19 protein-coding genes are annotated in these 21,498 nt (G+C 38.6%); 5 read left to right on the top strand and 14 right to left on the bottom strand.

What is annotated here, in order from left to right; genetic code table 11:
- Positions 1 to 1,962 (bottom strand): DNA repair helicase YoaA, encoded by a 1,962-nt coding sequence (gene yoaA, locus AC2IP4_RS04300; protein WP_486306614.1) that lies wholly within the window; start codon positions 1,960 to 1,962, stop codon positions 1 to 3.
- A gap of 247 nt (positions 1,963 to 2,209) precedes the next feature.
- Between yoaA and purU the strand changes: the two genes are divergently transcribed.
- Positions 2,210 to 3,043, top strand: coding sequence for a formyltetrahydrofolate deformylase (gene purU, locus AC2IP4_RS04295; RefSeq protein ID WP_375320900.1), 834 nt, complete (start codon positions 2,210 to 2,212; stop codon positions 3,041 to 3,043).
- Between the two features lie 68 nt (positions 3,044 to 3,111).
- Here purU and AC2IP4_RS04290 read toward each other — a convergent pair whose 3' ends face one another.
- The 10 genes from AC2IP4_RS04290 to AC2IP4_RS04245 all read right to left on the bottom strand — a co-directional run bounded on the left by AC2IP4_RS04290 (position 3,112) and on the right by AC2IP4_RS04245 (position 11,896).
- Complete coding sequence (locus AC2IP4_RS04290; RefSeq protein ID WP_486310585.1) at positions 3,112 to 3,909, bottom strand: alpha/beta fold hydrolase; 798 nt, start codon at positions 3,907 to 3,909, stop codon at positions 3,112 to 3,114.
- Between the two features lie 132 nt (positions 3,910 to 4,041).
- Complete coding sequence (locus AC2IP4_RS04285) at positions 4,042 to 4,845, bottom strand: hypothetical protein (protein WP_486310584.1); 804 nt, start codon at positions 4,843 to 4,845, stop codon at positions 4,042 to 4,044.
- Between the two features lie 47 nt (positions 4,846 to 4,892).
- Positions 4,893 to 6,035, bottom strand: a complete 1,143-nt coding sequence (locus AC2IP4_RS04280; RefSeq protein ID WP_486310583.1) for a beta-ketoacyl synthase N-terminal-like domain-containing protein — start codon at positions 6,033 to 6,035, stop codon at positions 4,893 to 4,895.
- A gap of 5 nt (positions 6,036 to 6,040) precedes the next feature.
- Positions 6,041 to 6,310: an acyl carrier protein gene (locus tag AC2IP4_RS04275; RefSeq protein WP_375320905.1), complete on the bottom strand. Its 270-nt coding sequence runs from the start codon at positions 6,308 to 6,310 to the stop codon at positions 6,041 to 6,043.
- Positions 6,310 to 7,473, bottom strand: coding sequence for an ABC transporter permease (locus tag AC2IP4_RS04270; RefSeq protein ID WP_375320906.1), 1,164 nt, complete (start codon positions 7,471 to 7,473; stop codon positions 6,310 to 6,312). The genes AC2IP4_RS04275 and AC2IP4_RS04270 overlap by 1 nt, the downstream gene beginning before the upstream one ends.
- Positions 7,466 to 8,389: an ABC transporter ATP-binding protein gene (locus tag AC2IP4_RS04265; protein ID WP_486310582.1), complete on the bottom strand. Its 924-nt coding sequence runs from the start codon at positions 8,387 to 8,389 to the stop codon at positions 7,466 to 7,468. The genes AC2IP4_RS04270 and AC2IP4_RS04265 overlap by 8 nt, the downstream gene beginning before the upstream one ends.
- A complete protein-coding gene (darH, locus tag AC2IP4_RS04260) occupies positions 8,389 to 9,333 on the bottom strand; it encodes a BtrH-related acyltransferase DarH (protein ID WP_486306619.1) in 945 nt (314 codons plus the stop codon). Before darH ends, AC2IP4_RS04265 begins: the two co-directional genes overlap by 1 nt.
- A gap of 85 nt (positions 9,334 to 9,418) precedes the next feature.
- Positions 9,419 to 9,832 carry a DarG family dialkylresorcinol biosynthesis protein gene (locus AC2IP4_RS04255; RefSeq protein WP_375320910.1) on the bottom strand — a complete coding sequence of 138 codons (414 nt, stop codon included), beginning with the start codon at positions 9,830 to 9,832 and terminating at the stop codon, positions 9,419 to 9,421.
- The gene (locus AC2IP4_RS04250) at positions 9,832 to 10,980 is read right to left on the bottom strand and encodes a beta-ketoacyl-ACP synthase III (RefSeq protein WP_375320911.1); all 1,149 of its coding nucleotides are present in this window, start codon (positions 10,978 to 10,980) and stop codon (positions 9,832 to 9,834) included. The genes AC2IP4_RS04255 and AC2IP4_RS04250 overlap by 1 nt, the downstream gene beginning before the upstream one ends.
- 1 nt (position 10,981) lies before the next feature.
- Positions 10,982 to 11,896 (bottom strand): dialkylresorcinol condensing enzyme, encoded by a 915-nt coding sequence (locus tag AC2IP4_RS04245; RefSeq protein WP_486306620.1) that lies wholly within the window; start codon positions 11,894 to 11,896, stop codon positions 10,982 to 10,984.
- Positions 11,897 to 12,166: 270 nt separating this feature from the next.
- On the opposite strand from AC2IP4_RS04245, the gene AC2IP4_RS04240 reads away from it, so the two are divergent.
- Positions 12,167 to 12,325 carry a YqaE/Pmp3 family membrane protein gene (locus tag AC2IP4_RS04240; RefSeq protein ID WP_105055112.1) on the top strand — a complete coding sequence of 53 codons (159 nt, stop codon included), beginning with the start codon at positions 12,167 to 12,169 and terminating at the stop codon, positions 12,323 to 12,325.
- A 94-nt stretch (positions 12,326 to 12,419) separates the two neighbouring features.
- Here AC2IP4_RS04240 and metE read toward each other — a convergent pair whose 3' ends face one another.
- Complete coding sequence (gene metE / locus AC2IP4_RS04235) at positions 12,420 to 14,753, bottom strand: 5-methyltetrahydropteroyltriglutamate--homocysteine S-methyltransferase (RefSeq protein ID WP_486310581.1); 2,334 nt, start codon at positions 14,751 to 14,753, stop codon at positions 12,420 to 12,422.
- Positions 14,754 to 14,973: 220 nt separating this feature from the next.
- Between metE and AC2IP4_RS04230 the strand changes: the two genes are divergently transcribed.
- Entirely contained in the window at positions 14,974 to 15,885 is a 912-nt protein-coding gene (locus AC2IP4_RS04230) for a LysR substrate-binding domain-containing protein (protein ID WP_130045518.1), read from the top strand.
- Between the two features lie 35 nt (positions 15,886 to 15,920).
- Here AC2IP4_RS04230 and AC2IP4_RS04225 read toward each other — a convergent pair whose 3' ends face one another.
- Both AC2IP4_RS04225 and AC2IP4_RS04220 read right to left on the bottom strand, forming a co-directional pair.
- A complete protein-coding gene (locus AC2IP4_RS04225) occupies positions 15,921 to 16,115 on the bottom strand; it encodes a DUF4250 domain-containing protein (protein ID WP_130045519.1) in 195 nt (64 codons plus the stop codon).
- Between the two features lie 67 nt (positions 16,116 to 16,182).
- Positions 16,183 to 16,890 carry a hypothetical protein gene (locus AC2IP4_RS04220; RefSeq protein WP_130045520.1) on the bottom strand — a complete coding sequence of 236 codons (708 nt, stop codon included), beginning with the start codon at positions 16,888 to 16,890 and terminating at the stop codon, positions 16,183 to 16,185.
- 341 nt (positions 16,891 to 17,231) lie between these two features.
- On the opposite strand from AC2IP4_RS04220, the gene dcuC reads away from it, so the two are divergent.
- Both dcuC and AC2IP4_RS04210 read left to right on the top strand, forming a co-directional pair.
- Positions 17,232 to 18,599: an anaerobic C4-dicarboxylate transporter DcuC gene (gene dcuC / locus AC2IP4_RS04215; RefSeq protein ID WP_130086081.1), complete on the top strand. Its 1,368-nt coding sequence runs from the start codon at positions 17,232 to 17,234 to the stop codon at positions 18,597 to 18,599.
- Positions 18,600 to 18,986: 387 nt separating this feature from the next.
- Positions 18,987 to 21,383 carry a YgiQ family radical SAM protein gene (locus AC2IP4_RS04210; RefSeq protein WP_486310580.1) on the top strand — a complete coding sequence of 799 codons (2,397 nt, stop codon included), beginning with the start codon at positions 18,987 to 18,989 and terminating at the stop codon, positions 21,381 to 21,383.
- The last annotated feature ends 115 nt before the right edge of the window (positions 21,384 to 21,498 follow it).

Raw genomic sequence — 21,498 nt, 5'->3', positions numbered from 1 at the left:
TCAATCTTCTAAAATGGCTTCTTGTTTTTCTGATTCATTTTCATCGGTCTGATTGGCTTTCGCTAAAAACTCAGACACATTACGTAAATCTCGTGTTCGCGGTATTGGCGGTAAGCTTTGTAAAAATATTGAACCATAAGGTCTTGTCACCAAACGGTTATCACAAATAACCAATACCCCTTTGTCTTTTGTATCTCGGATAAGTCGACCGACACCTTGTTTCAAGGTAATCACCGCGTCTGGAATTTGAACTTGTGCAAAGGCATCACCTCCACTTAGCTGACAATCTTCAATGCGCGCTTTTAAGAGCGGATCATCTGGTGCGGTAAAAGGAAGTTTATCAATGATAACACAGCTTAGGGCATCACCTCTAACATCGATTCCTTCCCAAAAAGCACCTGTAGCCACCAATAATGCATTACCTAATTCCATAAACTCGGAAAGCAGTTGTTGCTTAGTGGTCTCCCCTTGCACCAACACAGGAAGATCAAGTGTTTGTCTAAATTGCTCAGCTAAATCACGCATCATTTGATGTGAGGTACACAAGAAAAAACAACGTCCATTATTCTGTTTTATTACTGGCTGCAGTAATTCAACTAACTTATCCGCAATGCCATAACTATTTGGCTCTGGCAAAAATCTAGGTACACACAATAATGCTTGAGTTTGATAGTCAAATGGACTCGGTAACGTAAACTGTTTTTTAGGTGATAACCCTAAACGTTGAGTAAAATGCGAGAAATCATCATTTACAGCTAAGGTCGCTGAGGTAAATATCCAAGCGCCTTCTTTATCAGCTAAATGTTCTTTAAATTTATCGGCCACAGACAATGGCGTAATGTTCAAACTAAAATGACGAGGAGTACATTCATACCAATACGAATAACCACTAATCGTCGTATCACATACTCGCTCTAAACGATTTTTTAATAATGCACAGCGATCAAAAGCCGCATCTAATAACTGACTACGACCTAATGCTAACTTCAAGACATCATGAGCCAATTCAAAGGCATCATTAATTCGTACAATTTCACGTTGTACTGCTTGTGATTTTATCGCTTCACGCCAATTACCACGAAAACTGGTATCGCCTAAAATAATACGAAGATCCATTGCGGCACCAACCAAACGTTCCGCTACTTTTTGTAACTGACGCATGTCTTTGGCTTCAGTGCGGTAACCGATCTCAATGTCTTTCGCTAATTCAGTTAATTGGCGACTAGAAAGGTTTTGACCAAAATACTGACTCGCTATATCTGGTAGTTGATGCGCCTCATCAAAAATAAAGATATCAGCTTCAGGAATTAACTCACCAAAACCAGTTTCTTTAATCGCTAAATCAGCCAGAAATAGATGATGATTTACGACCACAACATCGGCATCCATTGCTTTTTTACGCGCTTTTACCACAAAGCAATCTTCAAAACTTGGGCAATCTTTACCTAAGCAGTTGTCATTGGTAGAAGTTATTGAAGGAATAATGGGACTATCTTCTGCAATCGCAGTGCAATCACCTAAATCACCTGTTTTCGTTTCAGATGACCAAGATCGTACTTTCACTAATTGTGTTAATAACTCGGGATTCGCTTGTGGGGTATGACTCTCAACTAACTGCTGATTTAAACGCTCAGGACAAAGATAATTTGAGCGCCCTTTTAATAAAGCAACTTGACCATAAAATCCAAGAGATGAAGTCATTAAAGGCAAATCACGATGAAAAAGTTGTTCCTGTAAGTTTTTCGAACCGGTACTGATGATGGTTTTTTTACCACTAACTAAAGCAGGAACAAGATACGCAAAAGTTTTACCTGTACCTGTACCTGCCTCAACAACAAGCTGAGTACTATTTTTAATCGCATCATGAACCGCATGAGCCATATCAAGCTGAGGTTGACGAGGTTGGAAACCAGGAATGGCTTTACCTAACGCGCCTGAAGAAGAAAAAATCTTGGCAATCATATCAACCTACATTCATCGTGAATTTAAAATAAGACTGGGATTATGCCAAGATTTTCACAGAAACTAAACGTTAAGTTTCCTGAAGGATATTTATTAATATCTCCATATAACCATAAGCTTTGATGAGTTTTCATATTTATATTTTAAATTTTACTCGATGAAAAACGCTTTACCTATCCTTCTTTTATCGGTACAACCATAGGTATATCAAATTAATAGACAACACTTCGTGAGCACAAGAGATAAAATGGAAAAGAAAATATTATTAACGGATTGCCCTGATTCTCGTGGGCTAATAGCGAAAATAACCAACATTTGTTACAAACATCAACTTAATATTGTTCACAATAATGAATATGTAGATAACGTTACGGGTCAGTTTTTTATGAGAACTGAGCTAGAAGGGATTTTCAATGATGAGACCTTCTTACTTGATATTGACCAAGCTTTACCCGAAGGTAGCCATCGTAAATTAGTTACTGAGCCTTGTAAGAAAGTCGTCATTCTAGTTACAAAAGAAGCACACTGTATTGGTGATATTTTAATTAAAGCTTATTCCGGTGCGATGAATATCGAAATTGCTGCGGTCATTGGGAATCACGATACACTAGGTGGATTAATCGAAAAATTCGATATTCCTTTCCATCATGTTTGTCATCAAGGCTTATCTCGTGAAGAGCATGAAGAAAAAATGTTGGATGTGATTAATTCATACGACCCAGAATATGTCGTATTAGCAAAATACATGCGTGTACTAACACCAAATTTTGTCGCTCAATTCCCAAGAAAAATCATTAACATTCATCACAGCTTCTTACCTGCCTTTATTGGCGCAAAACCATACCAACAAGCGTATGACCGCGGTGTAAAAATCATTGGTGCAACAGCACACTTTGTAACGAATGATTTAGATGAAGGCCCAATCATTAAACAAGACGTGATTCCTGTCGACCACAACTTCAGTGCAGAAGACATGGCAATGGCTGGTCGTGATGTAGAAAAATCGGTATTAAGTAAAGCGTTGACAAAAGTATTAAATGATCATGTTTTCGTCTATGGCAACAAAACCGTTATCCTTTAATTTTAAAAAAATCAAAAGCAAAACGGCGATCATAATGATCGCCGTTTCTATTTTAAGCTACCACAGGCTTATTGAGCTGCGATAAATTCTATCGCGTGCTTATTAAACTCTTTTGGTCTATCAATATTACACACGTGGCCACATTCAGGGATCTGTAACAACTGACTGTATTTATGCACTGCAACCATTTCTTCTACTGGTTTCATAAATAAATAATCATTTGCTCCCATTACATATAGTGTCGGGATTGCTAACTCTTTATCTTTGAAGTAACGCATCAATGGATTCACATCAGCCGCTAACTTAAACCAGCGTTTAAATTCTTTCTGGCACAGTTTTTTTGCTTCTCTTGTAAAAATATGACGTGACTCTTTTTGACTTTTTTGTGGCATAACAACATAAGAAAACAATTTATATAACCACATGTAAGGCATGATATTTTTCGTCATATCTCCCATCTTAATCAAAAATTGAGATCGGAAATTAAAACGAGTGATCGCACCTGCAAGCACCATAGAGCTAACTCTATCTTGTGCCAATTCAGCTAAATTACGAATGATAATGGTACCAAGAGACATTCCAACAAAATGAGCTGATTTAATATTTAAGTGGTCAAGAACATCAATAATATCTTGGCTTACGACTTTAAAAGAGTACTGCTTATTCATAAACTCTTTAATTTGAGAGAAATGGTTTGAACGACCATGCCCTCTTAAATCAATTAATAAGACATTAAAGTTCTTTCTAAAAGCGGCGATCTGCTTAAACCAGGTTGTTGAACTTCCCCCTGCACCATGAACAAACACAACCCATTTGGCGCTTGATTCATGTTTATAGGTTCTATGAAATAACAAAGAATTAGACATTCACTCTACTTTAATTAGAAAAGACATATAACGCAGACTATACCATCCTACATCGCCAATGAATACTTACAAAGAAGTAGTCGAACAAAAACCTGACATCTAGTAATAAAATGTATCTAAACTATTGATTTATTAGATGACATTAAGAGTTATTACTCTATAAATATCATTAAAATAATCAATATACACCAAGCAACCTTGCTTTGAATTTAAGTAACTATTTAATACAAACAATCCATTAGTTTCATAAAAATCAGCAACTTCATTCCATCCAAACTCCGGAATATTAATTCTGGATAATAATAAGTCAGAACAGAACTTAGGCATCCTCTGCCCAAATGCAACATGAGTGACTTCTTCTTGGTTGTTGAGATATTCAATAACGCCGACACTATCAAATACTAACGTCAACACATCAACGGTTGCTAATGCATCTTGCTTATTTGCACTCAGTAGCATCCAATTAGAGCCCTCACCGATAGGCGTATTCGCCGAAAGACCTAAATATCTATATGAATTATTAGATTGCTCTACGCCCTCATCTACACCACCCAGTAATATCGTTTCTTCTTGCTTCGTTTTTAGGCTCGCATCAGCCAATAAGAATGCATTTTCTATTGCAAAACCTTGCTGTGCTAAATTAAGGTTTTTACTTTCAAGCTCTAAATATTTTGCAATATAAAAGCCCGCGGTATTGCTTAATGAGTTAATAAAATCAACAGGTTTTGGTGGCATTTTTTCAACATAGCGCTGCTGACATAAACGATTAAAAACGGATAAATCCCCTTGTCCCGACACCATAAACAGCGCGGTATTTTTATCTAATTCTTGCTGATTTTTAATGCCGGATACCCCTAATAAACCAAGCTGGATAAAACGGTCAGTACGACGAACAAACGCAGGCGCAACCTTTTTACATTCAGCTTTTACATCCACGTTTTGATCCTGTCTTATATTGACACTGGCAGTGCAATGGATATACATCATGCTGACATTTTCTCCACAACAAGTACATTGTTGTTACCACCAAAACCAAAACAGTTAAGTAAGAACACCCCAGAATCACACGGGATCATTACTTGTGTCGGGGTCCAGTTAATTTCATCATCTTGTTGTTCGAAATTTGGGGTTTTGGGTATAAAACCATTATTGATGGCATTCATCATAATGACTAATTCACTCACCCCACAACTGCCTAATGTATGGCCTATGTATGGCTTTAAGGAAAAGAATGAAGGCGATTGATTAAAGATTTGCTTCATACCATTTACCTCAGCTAAGTCGCTGAGATTACTGGCTGTTCCGTGTGATTTTACTGCGGTTATATCTTCTGCACTAACACCACTGGCCTGTAGTGCACTTTTAATCACTTGAGCCACTCCAGAACCATCAGAGTTTACGCCTGTCACACTGTGTGTTTCACACTGGCTACTGCCACCACAAAACTGCCAAGGTGATGGTTTGACATCATCACGACTCATTAGTAGTACACCAAGCGCTTCTCCCAATAGCAACCCATCTCTGTTCGCATCAAAAGGCTTGGTTTGCTGTTGAGCAAGCAATTGCATCGAAACAAACCCCTCAAAAGAGTGAGGCGCAAACATCTCCATACCAATAACAAGTGCATAATCAACAACACCGGCTTCTAGCATAGTAGCCGCGTCTAAAATAGCATTAGAACTAGAGGTACAAGCAGTGTTATAAGTCAGACTTAGCGGGTTCAAACCAAATTCAGACGCCAGCTTATCTGCGTAAACCCCATTCCCTACTCTACCCCCTGAAAATTGAGGACATTGATTTTCTTGAATACTCGTCCCGAGAGGGATCATCAGAGAAATATCATTAGCAGCGCAGCCCAAAAACAAGCCACAACGTTGACGGTCATGCTCAGAAAAATCATGTTGTTCAAACAGGGAAGTGACCAACTGAATTAAATAAGGAATAGGATCAAATAAAGGTTCAAAACTGCCTTCATCTTGAATCGCATAGTAAGGCAGTGTTTTAATTTGCTCAAATACATTAACCGATTTATCTACGGTTTGGTATTTACCTTCTTTCATTAACTGCAATTGCAGCGTTTTATTTCCAAGCGCGCTGAGTACTTCACCACCAAGTATCGTAATCATCGTTATTATTCTGGTTGTAGGTGATCAGCAAGGTAGTTAATCGTCGTTACAATACGACGAAACTCTTTTGGGTCTACCAAACGTAGATTAAAGTGACGCTGTAATAACATTGAAATTTGCAATCCATCTACTGAATCTAACTCTAAACCACTCTCATCAGAAAACAGCTCCACGTCATCTGCTAATTCATCTGCTGCAATTTCTTCTCTGTCGCACTCTTCAAGGATCATGTTTTTAAGCTTTATTTTGAATTCTGTATCTAACGACCCTTTCATTAACTTTTCCTTTGTTTATAAGTAAATACAATACTGGCAATCAATAGTGAAACCACGCCAAATAACGTCAATGCCATGGCTTCATTAAGCACGTCCATCACGCTTCCTCGACGTAAGAAAATATCTAAAAAACCTTCTAAGCCCCACGACATTGGAGAAATATTGGAGAAAGTTTGCATTGCTTCTGGCATCACAAACTTAGGCACCATGACGCCACCAATCGCACCCAATAAAATATTAATAATGCCACCAATCGTGGTGGCTTGTTCAATGCTGTCAACGGCGGTAGCAACAAGAATAGATAATCCGATAGCAGATAAACTTAATGACAGTGAGACTAAAACTAAGCCTAAGACTGAGCCGCCAATAGTTAATGGTGCCGCTCCAAATAGAGGGACTATATACATACCGACCCCAATCATCAGCCAAACCTGAACTTGGTTTATTAGCATATAAGGCAAAATTTTCCCGCCAAATAACACAGGCAAGCTTAAATTCATGGTGCTTAAGCGCATTAAAGTATTTTGTTTACGCTCACTGATAAAGATGGTCGACATTGGAATAATGACAAAAAACAGACCAAACACGATCCAAGAAGGCACACTTTGTTGAGTTGAGGTTGGCTTTTCATCTTGTGCTAATTTGGCGTATTGAATTTCCATCAAGGCAGCTTCATCAAAAGATGTATCTGCCGTTGCCTCATCTAAGAAACCAAAGCTGTCTTGATTGGCAGAGTTGACCTCATCAAGCTTATTCCCCATCCAACTCAGTGCTATTTGATTCTTAAAAATAGTTAATAGTGAGGGAGAAGTATCCGCAGCAACACTGATCTCTAGTGGTAATTCATCTTGATAAAACCCCTGAGGAATATCGATAATAAATTGAACCCCTTCCTCTTCTGGCGAGCGATATTCACTAGAATCCAATGCGTATTTGGTTAGTGTTGGTATATTGGATAATTTATTGATTAATGCTTCACTGCCGCTACTTTGATCGTTATCCACTAATGCATATGTCATTAGTGATTTATCTTCATTCATCACATCTTTAAGTGCTAAGGACATAATCAAAATGAACACCACAGGCATAATAAATAAAGCAGCTAAGGCATGTTTATCTCGGCTAACTAGCAAGAATTCTTTCATTAACATTGCTTTAAACATCAGTTCTTCCTTTTGATGTTAAGTTAATAAATAGAGACTCAAGCGTCGTTGCACCATAACGAAGCTGCTTTACTTTAATATGGGCGTTTTCAAGCCACGTTAATACTTGAGCAACCAAGACACTATTTGAACTTGATAACAATAATGTTGTTTCATCAATCAAGCTCACCTCACAGCATTGAGCAAGGAGTAAATGCCATTGAGTCGAAGAATTAGGATAGAGCTCGATAATGACTTGTTGGCTTTCTTCGTTATTTACCATTGATGAAATTGAACCTTGTTTCACCACTTGCCCTGCATTCATAATTGCCACTTCATCACAAATTTTTTCAATTTCAGGCATGTAATGTGAAGTGTAAATAACGGTTTTATTATCTGACTTATAGGCCTTAATTGTATCTAAAATTTCATTACGAGACTCAGGATCAATCCCCACTGTCGGCTCATCAAAAAACAGAACATCAGGGTTATTTAACAAACCAATCGCTATATTTAAACGGCGTTTTTGACCGCCAGATAAGGTTGATGATTTTTGATCCATCATGGCTGCAAGGCGATTCGTTTCTACCGCATACGCTAAATTATCTTTTAAGGTTTTGCCTTTTATTTTTTGCACACCAGCAAAGAAGTTTAAGTTCTCTTTTACACTTAAATTCTCATAAAAAGCCAAGCTTTGAGGGATCAAAGAGCAGCGCTGACGAATAGCATTTAGATTCTTTTTTAACGGTAAATCAAAAAAAGAGACCTCCCCAGAATCAAACGATACTAAGCCATTTAAAATGGAGATCAACGTGGTTTTTCCTGCTCCGTTAGGACCGAGCAAACCATAAATACTATTTAAGGGAATGGAGAGCGTTAAGTTATCTAACGCTTTCTTGTTACCATAGGATTTATTTAAGCCACTAATTTTGATCATTAAAACGCTCGCATTAATGATAAGTACAGCTGCTTTTCTTGCTCGGCAACTGATTCTAATTTTGCTGCAATAATATCAAATTCAATGGCTTTTTTATTTCGAGGACGGATCGCTTTGGCTATTAACAATGCAAACTCACGCCATTCATCACCAATCGCCGTCATCTCAATAGAAGCGGTTTTTAGTTTTTCGTTATTAATTAGCTCTGACGCTTCTTGTAAAAAAGATGCGTAGATATAACGAAAACCTGCACCACCGGTACCAATCTCTTCTTGCATACGAATGATATGACCTAAAAATAACTTGGCATAATGCTCGTCTTTATTTTCTAACTGGCGAATATGTTTTGCTAGAAAATGCATCCCTTTTAAGCCCGCAATAGGGACCGGTGTTTTCAACATCGTTTTAGCGGTTTTCTTAATGCTTTTTTCAATCACACTAGGGTAATCAATCGACGTTGGAATATGCGTTGGGTAATACAATGACCCTTTGGGTGCCATTACCCCTTTCACAAAGCGTGCTTTTTGTAGCGCTTTCTCTTCGGCTTCAACTAAGTGCTCAAAAACAGGATCACTGATCTTATAGCTACCATGTTTTTTGCCTACTATGATCAAATTATGCGCATTGAAATGGAAACGCATCTCTTCAGGAAAGTACGGTAACCAAAATACTGACGTTTGTGCTCCAACGATTTTACCTTGTTCCAGTAACTCATCTAATCGCTTGGTGCCTTGCTCTGGTTTTGAAAATTTCTCTAACTTCATTTTCAAACCGATGCTTTTTTGTAATCCTTTCATAATGGATTTAGGCATCGAACGATAGGCAATCAATGGCATGCCGCTGAGTTTCACAAACGGAAGATAAGCAAACACTAAAGCACTTGATAAACCAAACACCATTGGCTCTGATAATGGCAGGCCATGATGAGTAAGCATCGAAGACATGACACCGCTCTCGCAGTGTGCATAGTGTTTATGTTGAAACTGAGTATTATTTTTTTTCAAGGTAGTGGTCATAAACACGCTTTATTTATTTTTTATTCGAAAGGTTAGGTAATTTCGTTAATTGCTTAACTGAAATACCTAATGCATCACTATAGGCCGAAAGCTTAGCTGGCGATAACTTAGCAAACACCGATGGTGAAAAATGACGTTTAACTCGCCATTGAAACCAACCAACGGATTGCGCTAACACCATTAAATCCATACGCTGAGCAAACATATGATAATACAAAGAGGACTTTTCTCCTGTTCTTACCAAGTCATACGCTACTTGTGCTTGTCGTTCAAATTCATTTAAGGCTTGCTTTGTGACTTCTTCTTCGACTTCCCAACCGGTAGACGCGACCACTGAGTACTCGCCATTTTCATCAGTGGCATACACGGCTTTCGCATTATTAGCGTAGGTTGAGATGTTATCTTGCGGTACTTTTTTAGCTTCCATTACACGACCTTTAATTGCATAAATGCAGTAGAGAATCGTCCACTCTCAGGTACGTAACACAATAATGTGTCACCCACTTTTAACTCACCAGAATGGAACAGCTCTTCTAACATAATATAAATTGATGCAGATCCCGTGTTACCCTTACTTGGTAAGTTAGTAAACCAACGCTCTTGTGGAATATCACAGTCGGCATCAAGCATTCCTTGGTATAAACGATCACGGAAATAACCAGACGAGTAATGAGGTACAAAATAGGTGATTTCATCAGCCTTCACTTTACCTTGCTCAACTAGCTCTTTTAGTGGTTTAGTCACCGTATATTCAACAATGTTTTCGTTAAGTTGTTTTACGTCTTGCTTAACAGAGAAAATAGATTGAGCTAACCATTCTTGAGATTCATACTCACGCCAGCCTTTTAAACGACCATTCGCTTGTTTATCACAACCGGCATACATACAAGCATCAAGCTCATTGGCATACGATTTTTGCATCATCCATTCAATTTCAAGTGAGATTGAATCGGGATTTGGCTGAGAAGTCAGTAAAGCGGCACCCGCACCATCACTTAACATCCAACGTAAGAAGTCTTTCTCAAACGCGATTTCAGGTTGGCGTTCTAGCTCATCAACAACGGTTTCAATTTCCGCTTCAAACTTGTTAGCACGCATCATAGCTGACGCATTTTCCGAACCAGTAACTATCGCGTTACTACTTTGACCACTCAAGATCGACATATAACCATATTTTAATGACATGGTACCGGACAAACAGATGCCTGATGTCGCTATCACTTCACAGCTAGGGCTCCCTAGTTCACCGTGCACCATTAGGGCATGATTTGGTAAAATTTGATCCGCAATCGTCGTACCACAAGCTAACAACTCAGTGGAATTAATATCAAAGGAAGATGACGATAATTTTCTAATCGCTTCTGCTGTAAGCTCAGTATTCGTATGCGTCGTTTCACCTGTTGTAGGATTAATTGCATAATAGCGCTGCTTAATTTTGTTGGATCGCAAAATGAGATTTTTTGCACGAGAAGGACGTAAGCCCACTTGCCCAAGGACGTTTTCGATTTCTTTATTACCAACGGCATCATTAGGCAAAAAAGCCTGAATATCGTTAATGTATACTTTGTTATTCATTCTAACGTCCTGACGGTTTTTCGTAATAGGTAATACTTTCTTCTACTGCTTTTTTTCTAAAAGGAGAAATTAATTTCTTCACTAATAAGTTTATCGGCACTAATGTCAAGACCATGAGCGCAAGAAAAGTAGCATAAATAGTAATAACAATTTTACGTGGAAAAGAGCCTGGTTTTCCTGACTTTTGAATCAGTTTCCCCCATACCATAAATGAACGTGTTGCTATTTTTTCAGAACCAATCAGCTTCCCATTTACTGTCACTGCATTCAGGTTTTTAAGTAATGGTTCTTTTTTCTTTTCTAGATCATTTTCTAATGCATTAACAAGGCGATGTCCAAAACGCTCACTCTCTTGTAAGTCTTGTTCAGAAACGCCTGCCGTTGGAAATATCAAAAATGGATCTTTTTTACCGGTAAGCAACCAACGAGGAGTAGTAATGAAGGCATAAATTGAACCGCCCTGATCGGTTAATACTGCATTATCAATTAGTGTTCCACCTAGATCGGCAATAACTGTTTTCATTTTTTCTTGCGCCATTACCCACATATCACGACAGGCAATAAAAGTAACAACAGGTTTACCTTTAATCAGAGTCTTGGCTTGTGAGGTTTGTAAAAAACCAGTAATTGGAATTGAAGGGGACAAAAACCATACTGTATAACCCAAAATAATTAAGTCATACTCTTCTTCTAGATTCTCAGCAGGTTTAACTTCACAACCGTTCATATAGATCGCTTCAGGAAAAGCATCAAAAAAGGGGTAAAACGACCAAGGATATGGATATTTTTTAACGGGTTCAACACAATGATAATCGACTTGAATTGAATCAGCTTGGCGTAGATGAGCCGTTGCTAAGTCTACAAATTTTGCTAATTGTCCACTTTGAGAGTGAGAAATAACGAGAACTTTTTTCATAAAAGAGACCTAAAACAACTTTAAAATAGCTTAATTAGTTGCGAGGTATTTTATAGCATCTATTTTTAATATAAATAGATAATCATTCTTTTTAACAATTAACAATTCTATTCATCCTCTGTGCTGTTAATTTTTTTATTCATAAATAACAATAACGCCTTACTTGTAAAACTTTCCCTAAAAAAAACGAATGACTTGTTGATATATAACAATAGCCACTCATAATAAATAAATGGAATACATTTAGTTAACAAAAAAAAGGATCTATTTATGAACAAACTCGTTTTAATCATTCTTTGTGTTTTACTCCCTCCTGTCGGTGTTTTTTTTGCAAAGGGAGCAGGAAAAGATTTCTTAATTAATATCGTTCTTACCATTCTTTTCTGGTTCCCAGGTATGATCCATGCACTTTGGATTACAACTCGTTAGTTTACATAAATAAAAAGCGAAACCCTTAAATGAAAAGGTTTCGCTTTATTCGTTTAGTGTAAATGCACACTAACTATAAGTAGATTATGTCAAGTTAAGCAGCATTTACCTGTAATTTTTTACGTAATGCTTTCGCAGCTTTGACCATATTCTCTAGTGCTGCTTCTGTTTCTTTCCAGTTTCGTGTTTTCAAACCACAATCTGGGTTCACCCATAAACGCTCTACAGGAACTTTCGCTGCTGCCGTTTCAATTAAATCAATGATCCACTCTTCACTTGGAATATTTGGTGAATGAATATCATAAACACCCGGTCCAATCTCATTTGGATAATTAAAGTCTTCAAACGCTTTCAATAATTCCATGTTTGAACGAGAGGTTTCAATCGTGATCACATCTGCATCTAACGCCGCCACTGATTCGATAATCTCATTAAACTCGCTGTAACACATGTGAGTATGAATTTGAGTTTCTGATTTCGCACTTGCCGCTGAGATCTTAAACGCTTCAACAGCCCAATCTAAGTACGCTTTTTGATCGCTCTTTTTAATTGGTAATCCTTCACGAATTGCTGGCTCATCAATTTGAATAATATTAATACCCGCTTGCTGAAGATCAGAAACCTCATCACGTAATACCAGAGCTAATTGCTGTGCGATTTCTTTACGAGTAATGTCTTCACGTGGGAACGTCCAACCAAGAATCGTTACAGGACCTGTTAGCATGCCTTTCATTTGTTTGGTTGTTAGAGACTGTGCGTACTGAGTCCAATTGACTGTAATTGGAGCTTCACGCTCAATATCTGCCACCACGATAGCCGGTTTAACACAACGTGAGCCATAGCTTTGAACCCAACCAAATCGTGTTGCTTGAAAACCATTTAAGTTCTCGGCAAAATATTCCACCATGTCATTACGTTCTGCTTCACCATGCACTAATACATCCAAATCTAAACGCTCTTGACGCTCAACTGCATCAGAAATATGACCTTTCATTGCTGCAACATAATCTTGTTCGTTTAATTTACCTGCACGATACGCGCTGCGCTGTTGACGAATATCAGAGGTTTGTGGGAATGAACCAATCGTTGTCGTTGGTAATAATGGTAAACCCAATTTTTCCGCTTGGTGTTGCGCTCGAACTGAATACCCATCTACTCGCTCTGCTAATGCTGGAGTAATTGCCGCTAAACGTTGCTGTACCGCAGGCTTATTAATGTGCTCTGCTGTCTCACGTTCACGCAATGGCTGACTGTATTGATGACACGCTAAGATTGCATTTTGATTTCCATCCAGTGCACTACCTAACAAAGTCACTTCTTTTAGCTTTTGTTTTGCAAACGCAAACCACTGTGTCGTTTCTTGTGATAATTCTGTTTCTTGTTCTAAATCAACCGGACTATGCAGCAATGAACATGAACTTGCGATCCATAACTTATCACCCAAGGCTTCTTTTATTGGTTGAAGCTTTTCATGCAAACGTTCTAAATCTGCACGCCATACATTGCGCCCATTAACCGCACCTACGGATAGTACCCACTCTTTTGGCAATGCACTCACTATTGCATCTAACTGGTGTGGATCGGCAGAAATATCAATATGTAAACCATTTACCGCAAGTTTTGTGATTTTATCTAAATGATGCTCAACGCCATCAAAATACGTTGTTAAGAGTAATTTCACGTCACTTTGAATCACTTGATAAGCCAATTTGAATGAATCAGCCCATGCTTTTGGTAGCTCTAGTGCCAGAATTGGCTCATCAATTTGAACCCATTCAACACCTAATGCATTTAATTTAGAGAAAATAGCTTGATAAGCCGTCAACAAGCGAGGCAGAAGAGACAGACGATCGAACCCTTGCTCTACTTCCTCGTCATTCACTTCTTTACCTAACCAAAGGTAGCTAAGCGGCCCTAGTAACACCGGCTTAACGTTATGGCCTTGCTTTTGTGCTTCAGCAATTTCATCAAAAAGTTGTGACCAACTGACATTAAATTTATCGTTTTTAGAAAATTCTGGCACGATGTAATGGTAATTAGTATTGAACCACTTAGTCATATCCGACGCTGCTTCACCACAACCACAGCTGTTTTGAGATTGACCACGCCCCACTTTAAATAAGGTATCTAAATCAGGAAATCCGTTATTGTGACGAGCAGGCACGTGACCTAAAAGTAAACTTGTGGTTAATACATGATCGTACCAAGCAAAATCACCCGCAGTAACAAAATCTAACCCTGATGTGGATTGATCTTGCCAATGGCGCTGACGTAGCTCACTGCCCACGGCCAGTAATTCTTTTTGTTCTATCTCGCCACGCCAATATTTTTCCTGAGCAAATTTTAATTCTCGTTGAGCACCGACTCGTGGATAACCTAAAATATGAGTGACTGTTTTTCCTACTGTATTGTTTAATTTTGTTGTCATTTGTCTAATTCCCTTAGCCGTTTGGATGGCTAAACAATGACCTTTTTTCGAACTATCTACAACGTCGAATACTTCATTTTGATTATGAATTTATTTCAACTAAGCTAGATTTTATTTAAATGCACTAATTTTATTTAGCCGTCTAGATGTTTACTTTATGGCCTTTTCACTTTACTGTGAAGATTGTTGAACTTACTCAAACGGACCTTGAGGTACAGTAATGATTGAATTAAAACACCTAAAAACCTTAACTACATTACGTGACACTGGCTCATTAACCGCAACAGCCAATGCACTCCATTTAACTCAATCAGCGCTTTCTCATCAATTGAAAGATTTTGAAGCTCGACTTGGTAACCATGTTTTTTTACGCAAAACTCGTCCTGTAAAATTCACATCAGAAGGGGAGATATTATTAAAGCTAGCGGATGATATTTTGCCGAAAATGGCCAGAGCTGAATATGATATTGCTAGTTTAAAAGAAGATTTACACGGACGACTGCACATGGCGATTGAATGCCATTCTTGCTTTCAATGGTTAATGCCTGCGATTAAAGAATATCAAGTGGGTTGGCCAGAAGTAGAGTTGGACTTTTCATCGGGTTTTGGGTTTGAGCCTTTACCAGCCTTGGTTAATGGCGATTTAGATCTCGTTATTACCTCTGATATCCAACCTCGCGGAGAAGTTCATTATGAGCCGTTGTTTGATTTCGAAATGCGCCTAGTAATGGCAACTAACCACCCGCTTGCCAATAAAGAATATATAGAACCAGAGGACTTACTCGATCAAACTATGCTGACTTACCCCGTACAAAAACAGCGTTTAGATGTAGTAAAACATTTCCTATCGCCAAACAATGTAGAACCAGCAAAATGGAAACAAGCAGAGAACACACTCATGTTAATACAAATGGTGTCAGCAGGTTTGGGGGTTGCAGCATTACCTAATTGGGCTATCAGTGAGTTTTCAAGACAAGGCTTAATTGAGAGTAAACCGCTAGGGAAAGGTTTATGGCGAAGATTGTTCGCTGCCGTTAGAGACAGCGAACATGATAAAAAATATTTACAAGCATTTTTCTCTACTGCGAAACAGCAGAGCCAGAGTCATTTAGATGGAATTAAAATGACTTAAACGAAGTGTGTTTTCTATTGCGTGTATTAAAAAACCTATTTATTTTTAAATTGATTCGTTAATGGGTCATATTGATAACCCAAGCCACTGAGCTTGTCTTGAACTCCTTGTGTATCAAGCTCATACATACTAGATAATTCTTCTAGACTGTGACATTCCAATCGCAATTTTTCATTAATTATGCCGAGTAGAATTCCACTTTCTAGTCCGTGAGCATTACTTAAATCCAATCTTCACCCTCCATGTTGCTTAAGAGACATACTTAGAGTAGACCAGTTTTAAGAATGAATGCGTGGACTACATCACAAAAAACAACTGAAATTGATAATAACCAGAAATAGCCATAATTACGCTTGCTAACGCTAGATTTTGCCACTTCACGGCTTGCTGTTTGAATAAGTGAAAACTCCAAAAACCAATACTTACTAACATCAAACTTAACGCAATACCGAGCTTAACGGCCATTCGGTCCAAGAAGATTTCATGAATACTTAATGTCTGACATAACAAGATAACCGACATAACTATCCCACTCACTATTCCACTAATAGGTAATAATTTATGAAACGCCTGCAAGCGAGTTCTCGCTAGAGTTAATAGAAGATGCGCTAATAATGCCCCAAATAAGAATGGGCCAGTAACAGCAAAAAATAATTGCGTAAATGAACCTGAACCCAAAGCTAAATTAACAAAACTTGCTGCAGCAAAACCATTCGCAAGCGCCATAACTATTAAGGGGCCTTTATCACGCGTTTTACCCGTTTTAACACTTAAGTAAAAACCAGCAATGGCGATGGCAGGAACAAAATTAATCGCAAAAATTGAAGCGTAAGTCATACCTACACCGGCAATAACACACCAGCCTAGAATCAACACTGGCAACCATTTATGTATACGACCTCGTTGACCTGGGCAAATATCCCCTTTATGCAAAATGATCGTTAATAATATTTGCGCCCCTAAAAGAGCTGGAATAAGAATATATTGTAAGGTTTGAAAGAACATAATTATGGCCGGATTTTAGAATGCTAAATAGTAGAATGACGATAGTATAAACGCTATTTTTACTTCGTCTAGTAGTGCTCAAAAAAGAACCAACTTATGTTAAGTTCTCAAATTTCAGCTTATTAATTTTCAACTCGTTATCCTTTCCTCGCAACAAGAACAACAGTTAAGTATCATCTTATTAACAGAATTATTTTTTATTTGTTTTAGATCATGATGGTGCTAAGTAGCAGATGTGCTACAGGTGAAAATTAGGTAAGTTTCTATTACGAAATGTGTAAGAATATGTAGATAAGTTACACAATTTTTGTATTTTAATATTTTAATTAGAGGGAAATTCCATGTTGGAGTTAATGATTGGTTTAGTAATTACCGTTTTGGTCGGTTACTTTATCGTAAAAGGATATAAAGCCGCTGGCGTACTACTCACTGCTGGTTTGGCACTACTTATTATTGCTGGCTTATTAGGTCATACCGTTCTACCAGCAAAAGTAACCGCGACAGGTAACTTACTAACTGATGCGTTAGAGTACGTGAAATATATGCTGCAATATCGTGGGGGCGGCCTAGGTATGCAGATCATGCTACTTTGTGGTTTTGCTTCTTACATGACTCACATTGGCGCAAACAATGTGGTTGTAAAACAGTTTTCTAAACCATTAGCATTTATTAAATCACCTTATGTTTTGCTGGTTGCTGCTTATATCGTGGCGTGTTTAATGTCTCTTGCAGTGAGTTCAGCAACGGGTCTTGGTGTGCTATTAATGGCAACACTATTCCCAATGATGACAGCAATGGGTATTTCTCGCCCAGCAGCAGTAGCCGTTTGTGCCTCTCCAGCGGCAATCATTCTTTCTCCTACTTCTGGTGACGTTATTGTTGCAGCAGAAAAATCTGGCCTTCCTCTACATACATTTGCAGTTGAGACGGTATTACCTGTTTCAATCTGTGCAATCATTGTAATGGCAGCGGCGGCTTTCTTCTGGAATAAATACCTAGATAAGAAAGAAAATACGCCAATGGAAAAAGTAGATATTTCTGCAATGGAAGTAAACGCTCCTTCTTACTATGCGATTTTACCTTTCTTGCCAATCGTTGGTGTCTTTGTCTTCAATGGCGAAACTATCCCTGGTTTATCTTTAGATATTTATACTATCGTTGTGGGTTCAATCTTCATTGGTGCAGTCATTAACTTTATCACTAATAAGCTAGATGGCAGAGCAACGCTAGAAGATCTAGAGTCTTGTTATGCGGGTATGGCTGATGCCTTTAAAGGCGTGGTAATGCTATTAGTTGCGGCAGGTGTATTTGCACAAGGCCTAATGTCTGTTGGTGCGATTGATAACTTACTTCACCTTGCTGATTCTGCGGGTGCTGGTGGTGTTGCACTGATGCTTCTTCTTACTGGTCTAACAGTAGCAGCGGCTATTGCAACAGGTTCTGGTAACGCGCCGTTCTATGCATTCGTAGAACTTGCACCACAATTGGCTGGTAAAATGGGTCTTAGCCCTGCATTCCTTATCATCCCAATGCTTCAAGCATCTAACCTTGGTCGCACAATCTCTCCAGTATCTGGCGTTATTGTAGCGACATCTGGTATGGCGAAAATCAGCCCATTTGAAGTTGTGAAACGTACTTCTGTCCCTGTTATTTGTGGTTTAATCACTGTAATTGCAGGAACCATGGTACTTGTTCCAATGTATGCATAATTAAGTTAGATAGATAACGATTCTTAAACGCCAGTGGTTAATGCTACTGGCGTTTTTTTTGATTTTATTCGTTTTATTCTGTGATGCTTTAGCCAATAGGCACTTTCCTTACAAACAATTTACCTAATGCTCACGTAAATCTTATGAAATAAAGCTAAATTTAGCTTATCAATACATACGACAAAAACAGGCACAACCATCATGATCAAAGATACGACTATTATTTTTACCCTATCCTTTCTGGCGATTTCTATCACCTACCTATGTCGTTTATATCTATAACTTTAATACCCAATGAAACTCCCTTACTAATATTGAGGGCTTTCTTTTCTGGTTAAACTCACCTCAAATCGGTATAATTCGGCCTCCAAATTCTGAGGTGAACTAATGCATAACGTAACTCCAATAAACGAATACCCTAAATTCTGGGCAGAATGCTATGGAACAGCCCCTTTCTTTCCTACTTCTCGTAAAGAAATGGACCAACTTGGTTGGGATAGCTGCGACATTATCATTGTAACTGGGGATGCGTACGTGGATCACCCAAGTTTTGGTATGGCGATCATCGGACGTTTGCTAGAATCACAAGGCTTTCGCGTTGGTATCATTGCCCAACCAAAATGGGACAATAAAGACGAATTTATGGCTCTTGGTCAACCAAATCTATTTTTTGGTATTACTGCGGGTAACATGGATTCAATGATCAACCGTTATACCTCAGATAAAAAACTTCGCCATGATGATGCTTATACCCCAAATAATGAAGGTGGTAAGCGTCCTGACCGTGCTGTACTGGTATATTCTCAACGCTGTCGTGAAGCCTTTAAAGATACGCCTATTGTTTTAGGTGGTATTGAGGCAAGCCTACGTCGTTTAGCACATTACGATTACTGGTCTGATAAAGTTCGTCGCTCAGTACTGTTTGATGCGAAAGGTGACATTCTTCTGTTTGGTAATGCTGAACGTGCATTGGTTGAAGTTGCTCATCGCCTTGCCAATGGCGAAGACGTAAAAACAATGACTGACATTCGTGGTACTGCAGTAAACTTACCAGCAGAGCCTGAAGGTTTTAAAATCATTGATTCTTCTCGTATTGAAAAACCAAGCAAAGCTGTCTTTGTTCCAATCAATCCATACGCAACAGAAGAGCAGTGCGAAACCAACAAATCGGAAGTAAAAGAAGAACAACCGCAAGTTATTACGGTTCGTGCTTCAAGCCATGATTCAAAAACAACAGCGATTCGTATTCCACCGTATGAAAAACTAAACGGTGACCGTATTCTTTATGCTCACGCTAGTCGTATTATGCATTTAGAAACTAACCCATACTCTGGCCGAGCATTAATTCAGCGTCATGGTGATCGTGAATTATGGGTAAACCAAGCTCCTATTCCTCTAACAACAGAAGAAATGGATTTTGTGTTTGATCTGCCTTACGCACGTGTACCACACCCTATGTATGGTAAAGCTAAGATCCCTGCGTATGACATGATTAAAACATCAGTCAACATTATGCGTGGTTGTTTTGGTGGTTGTTCATTCTGTAGTATTACTGAACACGAAGGTCGTATTATTCAAAACCGCTCTAAAGAATCTATTATCAATGAATTAGAAGAAATTAGAGATAAAGTTCCAGGATTTACCGGCACAATTTCAGATCTTGGTGGCCCAACCGCGAACATGTATCGTTTAGGTTGTTCTATTCCTAAAGCAGAAGCAACCTGTCGTCGCCCTTCATGTGTTTTCCCTAAGATCTGTGACAAGTTAAATACTGATCACGTACATACAATTGATTTGTACCGTGAAGCACGTAAAGTCAAAGGCATTAATAAAGTATTAATTGCTTCTGGTGTTCGTTACGACTTAGCCATTGAATCTCCAGAATACGTGCGTGAGTTAGTGACCCATCACGTTGGCGGTTATTTGAAGATTGCACCAGAGCATACCGAAAAAGGCCCATTAGATTTAATGATGAAGCCAGGTATGGGTACGTACGATCGCTTTAAGTCTATGTTTGAAAAATACAGCCAAGAGGCCGGTAAGAAGCAATATCTTATCCCTTATTTTATCTCTGCTCATCCGGGTACAGAAGATGAAGACATGCTGAACCTAGCGATGTGGCTGAAGAAAAACAACCTTGAGTGTGATCAGGTTCAGAACTTCTATCCATCACCAATGTGTAATGCAACGTCAATGTATTACTCAGAAACAAACCCACTGAAACGCGTGAAATATAAAAAACGTGAAGATGTAACAGTGGCTAAAGGTGAACGCCAACGTCGACTGCATAAAGGCTTATTACGTTATCACGATCCTAAAAACTGGAAAATGATCCGTGAAGCACTAACAGAGATGGGTAAAAAGCACCTTATTGGTGACAAGCCACATTGTTTAGTGCCTGAAGACGATATCGATACACAAACACCTGCTGAACGTCGTCAAACAGGACGTCACGGCGCGAAACGTTTTGCAACTAAGCATACTCAAGCACAGTTTGATGGTGATCCACGTAATAGTAATAGTCGCGGTGGTCAAAATAAGAGTAATCGCAACGGTAAGCCTAGCTCTCAAGGTCAAGGTCAAAACCGCAATGGGAATGGTGGAAAACCTAGTGGAAATACAGGTTCAGATAAGCCAGCATCAAGCGGACAAAAAAATGGCGTTCGTAATGGTTATTCAAATAATAAACCAAGTGGCAATGGTAAACCTAAAACCACTGGTAATAAACCAACCGCCAATAAGCCAAGCGGTACAGGTGCTAAACGTAAACCAAAGCACCGTTAAGTAAATAGAAAAAATTAACAAGTATAAAAAAAGCGAACCAATGCGGTTCGCTTTTTTATTGCCTGAATATAAAGTAATGAAACAGAGTTATCTACTCCACTCCATTACTAATTTA

Source organism: Aliivibrio thorii, assembly GCF_057368585.1.
The sequence above is the reverse complement of the archived record's forward strand: the minus strand, read 5'-3'. Positions and strand labels throughout refer to the sequence as shown.